Genomic DNA, 8,075 nt, shown 5'->3' with positions numbered 1-8,075 from the left:
ATAAGTAAAGATTTAGCTAACAAACTTGACAAGATTAATATTGCTCAAGAGGTTGGCGCTGCAACTGATAAAGTTATTAGCCAAAAGGCTTGCGTTGATAACTTTGCGAAAAAGTCTTCTACTGAATCTATTACTGCATCAGAATTAAATGCTATTGATTCTAATATTGATTCATTAGTGAACGTCGGCGGAAGTATGAGTGTTTCTAAAGGTTATAGTTTAGGATACGCTATACAACAAGATCGTGGTTTTATACGTAACAACAAATTAGTTGCAACCATGTATTTTCCAGATAAAAACGGGATATTCGCTTTAGTGTCAGATATTCCGAAAATGATGGCCGACGCTAACGGTTTCTTAAAAAGAGCATCTCCAATCGTTAAAATCTATCCCGATGGTAGCTTTGAAACCAACGACGAATCGGAAGGCGTCAATGTCCAACGAACTGGAGTTGGAAAATATTTAATTTCTGCTGTCGTGGGCTATAACGCAGACGGTGCTTGGGGTGTGAATGGTGGGGTCACAATACCAAAAAATAGCAATGGATTATCGTTAATTTATATCAAAGACAAAATTATACCTGAAGGCAACATCGAAATTCAAACATTTCACAGACAACACACCCATTTGCCTAAAGATTTCCAAAACTGGCGAGTTAAAGAAATTATCGACGGCAAGCCAATTTATTACACCGATGGCGAGCCGTGTGATATTCCACCATCGACATGGTTAGATGTGAGGGTAGAAATGCCTTTTGATTCAATCTGGAACAGCAGCAAGCGCAAAAAGAATAGCCCCATCACAGGGGCTTGATATTAGCAGCGTTGGAGGAAGTTGTTAACTATTAGTTGTTAGCGTTATGGTAAAGATAGCACATTAGGGGTATGAAAGAAATTAACGTTACTCTTACTCAGTTACATTATTTTTCTTTACTAGCATATTGTATTTTTCATGTAAAGATTTGGGATAAAGTTCGGTATAAACTTGCCATAAAACGCTAAGAGATCTGTGTCCTGTAACCTGAGCGACTTCTTCAATATTAAAGCCTGCTTCAAATAATCGACTTGCTCCTTCTCTTCGTAGATCATGATAACGTAAATCTTTAATACCTAATGCATTTCTAACTCTTTGAAATCCGGCTGTTACTGAACGTGAGTTATATGGAAAGATGCGTTCAGTTGTTCTTGGTTGTTTTTGTAAAATATTCCATGCTTCGCCAAGCAACGGAACAATCATATGATTTCCCGATTTTTTTCGAGGATCTTTTCTATCACGAACAACAACTGAACGACTTTCTTCATCAACATCAGTCCACAGTATTTTACATACCTCTCCAATTCTCATACAAGATAATATCGAAAAATCAAGGATATCCACGAAAGGTATTTTACTTTCTCGTTGTTCGCTTCTCTTTTGCAATCCAACTTTCAGTTTATTCAATTCATCTTCTACAGGACGCCTAGTACGTCGTTTAGATTTCCCTATTAAGCCCATTTGCAGTAATAGTGGTCTTGCTTCATATGCAGGGCTTGAAGTGTAATCTATCCCATAGATTGGCTTAGCTGATTTCAGTACGGAAGCAAGATAACTAATATCATGATTGACTGTTGAAGGAGAAGCTCCAGTAGCATTTCTATGTCTACAATGATCAATAATATGATTGGTGGACAGTTGATTAAGGGATAATCCAGAAATATCTGAGTCTAAAAGCATATTAAGTACATATCTTTTAGTACGCCCTGCCAGTCGACCAAGATTTTGGTCATTGAGGTATTTAAATATAAGCTCGCCAAGAGTTAAAATATCAGTATCGTCAGGGTTAGGTATACCATTTTGCTCTAATTGAAAAACTCTTTTTGTGCCCCATGTTTTTGCATGAGCGTATTTTGTAAAAGTTTTGCTTTCATTATAAATTCTAACACCTTTTTCTTTAACTGATACTAAACATCTGAATTTTGCTGTTCCATCTGATTTTAATCTTTTATCTATAGTATAATAAGCCATTATTAACCTCTGGATACTTTTTTTCATTAAAAATATAGGACACCAAAAATATAGTGTCCTATAGGGTGTCCTAATAAAGAAAAAATACACCAAAATAGGTCAAAATGCACGAAAATAAAGTTAATAAAAAATCAATTAAAAGCAAAGAATTAACGGCATCGACAGGCAATTTTAACCACCACCGTTTTAGCGTGGCACCGATGCTTGATTGGACAGATCGCCATTGTCGTTATTTTCACCGTTTATTGACTAAAGAGGCGTTACTTTATACAGAAATGGTGACAACTGGTGCGCTTATTTATGGTAAAGGTGATTATCTCGCTTATAGTGAAGAGGAACATCCAGTTGCTTTGCAGTTGGGTGGTAATGAGCCTGCGGCCTTGGCCGATTGTGCAAAAATGGCTCAGCAAAGTGGTTATGATGAGGTTAATTTAAATATTGGCTGTCCTTCAGATCGGGTCCAAAATGGCCGTTTTGGTGCATGTTTGATGCGTGAAGGCGCAATAGTAGCGGATTGTATAAAAGCAATGCAGGATGCTACTACGATCCCGATAACAGTAAAAACCCGTATTGGCGTTGATGATGACGATAGCTATGCTTTTTTGACCGATTTTATTGATAAAATTGTGGCAGAGAGTCAATGTGGTTTATTTATCATTCATGCTCGTAAAGCTTGGCTATCGGGGTTAAGTCCAAAACAGAATCGGGAAATACCACCTTTAGACTATTCACGCGTTTATCAATTGAAAAAAGATTTTCCTCAGTTAACCATTGTGGTTAATGGAGGTATCAAAAGCATTAATCAGGCTAAACAGCATTTACACCATCTTGATGGTGTTATGATAGGGAGAGAAGCTTATCAAAATCCTGCATTATTAACTAAGGTTGATGTTGAATTTTTTGACCAAAGTAACCTGGTTATTGATCCGATTGTTGCAGTACAAGCAATGTATCCTTATATTGAGCGAGAGTTGAAACAGGGAACTTATTTAGGTCATATTACTCGTCATATGTTGGGAATATTTCAAGCTATTCCGGGCGCTCGCCAGTGGCGCCGTTATTTGAGTGAAAATGCCCATAAAAAAGACGCCGATGTAACCGTGGTTAAGCAGGCACTTGAGTTTATTACCGGTAAATAATTGACTAACCCAGGCTATTTTATCTATGCCATACCTGGCCTCGGGCGCGTTTAATTAAAGAGAACTAAAAGCGCGATCAAAAATTAGCGAATAAATAGAGCATTTGACTAATAAAAGCGACTTTTATTTTATTTTTTGTTCGCATTCTATGTACCCGTTTTGGCCAATTTTTTCCAGACTGTTTTGCATCAATTGTACGGCATGATTAATTGATTGCTGAAAATCGGCTAATTCCTGATTTTTATCAAATTGTGTCAGCAGAGTGTCAAATTTATGATTGTCATAATGAAAAATAGTTTGAAATTCATCATTATAAAAGCAGTTTTCGCCATAAACATGATTAATAAATGTATTAATCTCTTGATAACTATTCATAGTAATTAAACCCCGTTTAATTAAAAGGTTTCCTTATTAAAGAATTAATAAACTATATAAATATTCGCGAATAAAACAATCTGAAAGTGCAGTTGGTTAATAGTTATGTTTAACTAGTCGCTTATTAGCCATGATTGCAATATTTTTCGGAAAGTTCAGATTTATTGCCAATATTTTGCTATGTTTGATTGAGGAGCATTGCAACATTTTCAGATTTTCTGTAAAAGATAACAGTGAAGAATCGTTGAGGTTTTATCTCACATTAAATGATCAAATTGTCACGAAATAGCAGTAAATAGCATATACTGATGAGCGACTCTATTGATTAATGGGTAAAGAAAGTGCTATGGCGAAGAAGTATTCCGCAGAAACCGTATTTATTGGTCAGAAAGATCGTCAAATAGAGGGGCTAAAAATGCCACCTCACTCCTTAGAAGCTGAGCAATCGGTACTGGGTGGATTAATGTTGGATAACGAGCGTTGGGATCATGTCTCAGAACGCGTGACCAACGCAGATTTTTTTAGCCGACCACACCGCACCATTTTTGCTGAAATGCAACGTCTGCTTGAACAGAGTAGACCAATTGATTTAATTACTTTATCTGAATCGTTAGAACAGCAAGGCGAATTGGATAGCGTCGGTGGTTTTGCCTATTTAGCTGAATTAGCTAAAAATACCCCAAGTGCTGCCAACATTAACGCTTATGCAGATATTGTGCGCGAACGTGCTGTTGTTCGTGACATGATTGCGGTGGCAAATGAGATCGCCGATGCGGGTTATGATCCTCAAGGTCGCAGCAGCGAAGAGTTATTGGATTTAGCTGAATCACGAGTTTTCCAAATTGCAGAAACTCGTGCTAATAAAGATGACGGTCCGAAAGGAATTGAAGAGATCCTGTCTGAAACGGTGGAAAAAATTGAACAGTTATATCAGAAGCCTCATGATGGCGTAACTGGTGTCTCTACCGGTTACCAGGATCTGGATCGAAAAACGGCAGGATTACAAAACTCTGATCTGATTATCGTAGCAGCTCGTCCTTCCATGGGTAAAACCACTTTTGCGATGAATTTATGTGAACATGCGGCCATGATAGAAGAAAAACCGGTTCTGATTTTTAGTTTGGAAATGCCGGCTAATCAAATCATGATGCGTATGTTAGCTTCTTTATCGCGTGTTGATCAAACTCGTATTCGAACTGGCCAACTTGATGACGAAGATTGGGCGCGTATTTCCAGTACCATGGGGTTGTTGATGGAAAAACGCAATATGTATATTGATGACTCTGCTGGGTTAACGCCGACAGAAGTTCGCTCACGAGCTCGCCGAGTTTACCGTGAACATGGTGGTTTAAGTCTAATTATGATCGATTATCTTCAGCTTATGCGAGTTCCTTCCCTGTCTGATAATCGTACACTTGAGATTGCCGAAATTTCCCGTTCGCTTAAATCATTGGCAAAAGAGTTACAAGTGCCTGTGATCGCATTGTCACAACTTAATCGTAGCCTGGAACAACGAGCGGATAAAAAACCGGTCAATTCAGATTTACGGGAATCTGGCTCCATTGAGCAGGATGCCGATTTAATTATGTTTATTTATCGAGATGAGGTTTATAACGATAATTCAGACCTTAAAGGGGTAGCAGAAATTATTATCGGTAAGCAGCGTAATGGCCCGATTGGAACAGTACGTCTGACTTTCAATGGACAATGGTCACGTTTTGATAACTATGCTGGACCAATCTACCACGACGAATAATCTATCTATTTAATTTTAATACGTTAATACGGAGAGTAAAATGAAAGCGGCAACCGCTGTCATTCACCGCCGCGCTCTGCGTCACAATTTACAACGAGTTCGGGAAATTGCGCCTCATAGCCGCATAATTGCTGTCGTTAAAGCTAATGCTTATGGGCATGGTTTACTAGAAACAGCGCACACAGTTAAAGATCTGGCTGATAGCTTTGGTKTTGCTCGTATTAGCGAAGCAATCGCATKACGTGAAAATGGCATCAACAACCCCATCTTATTATTAGAAGGTTTTTTTGAGCTAGCTGAATTACCTATTATCACCAGGCATGAGATTGATGTTGTTGTACAGAGTATTGAACAACTTGAAACATTAGAACAGATTAAATTAGAAAAGCCGATAAAAGTTTGGATGAAACTTGATACCGGTATGCACCGTTTGGGGTTCAGACCTGAAGAGGCGAAAATATTTTATACGCGCTTGATGGCATGTCAAAATATTCAAAAGCCTATCAATATTATGAGTCATTTTAGTCGTGCTGATAAGCCTGGTTTACCCGCAGCGACAGAGCAGCAATTGGCTTGTTTTAATGCTTTTATAAAAGATAAACCAGGAGAAAAATCGATCGCGGCATCTGCCGGTATTCTACTATGGCAAACATCACATTTTGATTGGGTGCGTCCTGGCATCATGATGTATGGCGCTTCACCACAAGAAGGTAAACAAGGCAAAGATTTTGGTCTCCTGCCAGCGATGACCCTCAAATCTAATCTAATTGCTATTCGTCAACATAAAGCCGGAGAGCCGGTCGGTTATGGTGGAGTTTGGGTTAGTGAGCAGGATACCAATCTTGGTGTAGTGGCAATTGGCTATGGCGATGGCTATCCCCGCAATGCCCCGTCAGGCACACCAGTATTAATAAATGGACGCAAAGTGCCGATTGTAGGTAGAGTCTCTATGGATATGATTTCAGTCGATTTAGGAATTGAAACCAACGATAAGGTCGGCGATGAAGCAATTATATGGGGAGATCTATTGCCTGTTGAAGAAGTGGCGGCATATACTGGTGTAAGTGATTATGAATTACTGACCAAGCTAACCTCGCGAGTGGCAATGGAATATCTGGACAAATAAATTTGTTGTCGGTTATTTAATAGAAAAATAGATATGATGATAGTGGGGGGAGAATTTTAAGTGTTTCAGAATGTTGATGCTTTTGCCGGTGATCCTATTCTATCGTTGATGGATGAATTTAATAAAGATCCGCGTGAAAATAAAATTAACCTTAGCATTGGCCTTTATTATGACGGCAAGGGTAATACTCCCCAACTTGGCACTGTCGGTAAAGCGAAAACCAAGCTTAATCAATTTCCGGCTGTAGCCTCCCTCTATTTACCAATGGAAGGACTACATAACTACCGGTTAGCGATTCAAAAACTGCTTTTTGGCGCTGATAGCCCACTAATTAAAGAACAACGAATTGCAACAGTACAGACTATTGGTGGCTCAGGGGCGTTAAAGCTGGGAGCCGATTTTTTACATCGTTATTTCCCCGAGTCAGAGGTTTGGTGTAGTGATCCTACCTGGGAAAATCATGCTTCTATCTTCATGGGATCAGGAATTAACGTCCATTATTACCCCTATTTTGATGCCGAGACCAAAGGGATAAAATTTGCTGAAATGCTGGCAACATTCAAACAGCTGCCAGAAAAAAGCATTATCTTAATGCATCCATGTTGTCATAATCCAACCGGTTCGGATTTAACACCGCAACAGTGGGATCAAATAACTAAAGTGGCTAAAGAACGGCGCCTTATTCCCTTTCTTGATATGGCTTATCAAGGATTTGCTAAAAGTATGGATGAGGATGTTTATGCTATTCGCACTATGGCTCAGGCCGGATTACCGGTATTTGTCAGTAATTCATTTTCCAAGATTTTTGGTCTGTATGGTGATCGGGTTGGCGGTCTATCGATTATTTGTCAAAATCAACCGGAGTGTGAGCGGGTATTTGGTCAACTAAAGGCGGGTGTACGTCGTCTCTATTCGAGCCCACCATCAAATGGCGCAAAAATTGTTGAACATGTTTTGACAAATGACACATTAGGCGCTGAATGGTTAAGTGAGGTAGAATCGATGCGTCGGCGCATCTTTGCCATGCGGAAAATGCTGGTTAGCAATTTGAAAAACGCGTTACCTGAAAAAAACTTTGATCACCTATTAAAGCAGCATGGTATGTTTAGTTACACCGGTTTTAACGCAGAACAGGTTGAGCGTCTACGTGAGGAATTTGCCATATACCTGGTTAGTACAGGGCGTATTTGTATGGCGGGTGTTAATGAACATAATGTTCAACGTATTGCTCAGGCTTTTGCAGTAGTAAGTCGTTAATTGAATTTAATTACTTTCAATAATTCTATTAAAGCCAGTGATTAAATAATCACTGGCTTTAATTTATTAAATATAAAATTGTTGAAATCAGATTTAATTTTAGGAATAAAAATAAAATAGCATTAATTAAACTTAACATTTTGAATTATAATTAAAAATAATGATTATCATTGGGTTAACTAATTAAATTATTGATTACTATATATTGCCTATTAAATTTTTCTTTTCTATTTTGAAGGTAAGCGTCATTGGAACCACACAGTGCGCTGCTGCGTGGTTTAAGGTAAGGTTATTTTCCAGGGTAGTAGTGCGTTCCAGTCGATATCCTCATCTGGGTATTTTAGCGCCGTCAGCAGCGCCAAAAGATAATCGTACGGGTTAAGTCCATTGATACGTGCACTTTCCACCAAGCTGTACA

The 8,075-nt window shown here is 38.7% G+C and carries 7 protein-coding genes and 1 pseudogene; 5 read left to right on the top strand and 3 right to left on the bottom strand.

Annotation, left to right across the window (positions count from 1 at the left end):
• Window positions 1-813, top strand: a pseudogene (locus CBG25_RS13450) (hypothetical protein); the annotation flags it as partial.
• 93 nt (window positions 814-906) lie between these two features.
• On the opposite strand, the gene CBG25_RS13445 reads toward CBG25_RS13450, so the two are convergent.
• On the bottom strand, window positions 907-2,004 hold the full coding sequence (locus tag CBG25_RS13445) for a site-specific integrase (RefSeq protein WP_290607246.1): 1,098 nt from the start codon (window positions 2,002-2,004) through the stop codon (window positions 907-909).
• 104 nt (window positions 2,005-2,108) lie between these two features.
• Here CBG25_RS13445 and dusA point away from each other — a divergent pair, with 104 nt between their 5' ends.
• Window positions 2,109-3,143, top strand: coding sequence for a tRNA dihydrouridine(20/20a) synthase DusA (dusA, locus tag CBG25_RS13440; RefSeq protein WP_290607244.1), 1,035 nt, complete (start codon window positions 2,109-2,111; stop codon window positions 3,141-3,143).
• Window positions 3,144-3,266: 123 nt separating this feature from the next.
• On the opposite strand, the gene CBG25_RS13435 is transcribed toward dusA, so the two are convergent.
• Window positions 3,267-3,518 (bottom strand): hypothetical protein, encoded by a 252-nt coding sequence (locus CBG25_RS13435; protein WP_290607243.1) that lies wholly within the window; start codon window positions 3,516-3,518, stop codon window positions 3,267-3,269.
• Between the two features lie 346 nt (window positions 3,519-3,864).
• On the opposite strand from CBG25_RS13435, the gene dnaB reads away from it, so the two are divergent.
• The 3 genes from dnaB to CBG25_RS13420 are packed head-to-tail and all read left to right on the top strand — an operon-like array spanning window position 3,865 to window position 7,657.
• Window positions 3,865-5,274: a replicative DNA helicase gene (dnaB, locus tag CBG25_RS13430; RefSeq protein ID WP_290607241.1), complete on the top strand. Its 1,410-nt coding sequence runs from the start codon at window positions 3,865-3,867 to the stop codon at window positions 5,272-5,274.
• A 40-nt stretch (window positions 5,275-5,314) separates the two neighbouring features.
• Window positions 5,315-6,400, top strand: coding sequence for an alanine racemase (alr, locus tag CBG25_RS13425; protein ID WP_290607239.1), 1,086 nt, complete (start codon window positions 5,315-5,317; stop codon window positions 6,398-6,400).
• A 60-nt stretch (window positions 6,401-6,460) separates the two neighbouring features.
• Entirely contained in the window at window positions 6,461-7,657 is a 1,197-nt protein-coding gene (locus tag CBG25_RS13420; protein WP_290607237.1) for an amino acid aminotransferase, read from the top strand.
• Window positions 7,658-7,935: 278 nt separating this feature from the next.
• Here CBG25_RS13420 and CBG25_RS21465 read toward each other — a convergent pair whose 3' ends face one another.
• Window positions 7,936-8,064: a transposase domain-containing protein gene (locus CBG25_RS21465; protein WP_366212784.1), complete on the bottom strand. Its 129-nt coding sequence runs from the start codon at window positions 8,062-8,064 to the stop codon at window positions 7,936-7,938.
• Between the last annotated feature and the right edge of the window lie 11 nt (window positions 8,065-8,075).

Source organism: Arsenophonus sp. ENCA, from assembly GCF_002287155.1.
Classification (GTDB): Bacteria; Pseudomonadota; Gammaproteobacteria; order Enterobacterales; family Enterobacteriaceae; genus Arsenophonus; species Arsenophonus nilaparvatae.
Note: the sequence above shows the minus strand (reverse complement) of the source record. Positions and strands in the feature narration are given on the sequence as shown.

Coding starts and splice junctions, on each gene's coding strand:
- CBG25_RS13445 (WP_290607246.1), bottom strand. CDS start 2,004: ATGGCTTATTATACTATAGATAAAAGATTAAAATCAGATGGAACAGCA.
- dusA (WP_290607244.1), top strand. CDS start 2,109: ATGCACGAAAATAAAGTTAATAAAAAATCAATTAAAAGCAAAGAATTA.
- CBG25_RS13435 (WP_290607243.1), bottom strand. CDS start 3,518: ATGAATAGTTATCAAGAGATTAATACATTTATTAATCATGTTTATGGC.
- dnaB (WP_290607241.1), top strand. CDS start 3,865: ATGGCGAAGAAGTATTCCGCAGAAACCGTATTTATTGGTCAGAAAGAT.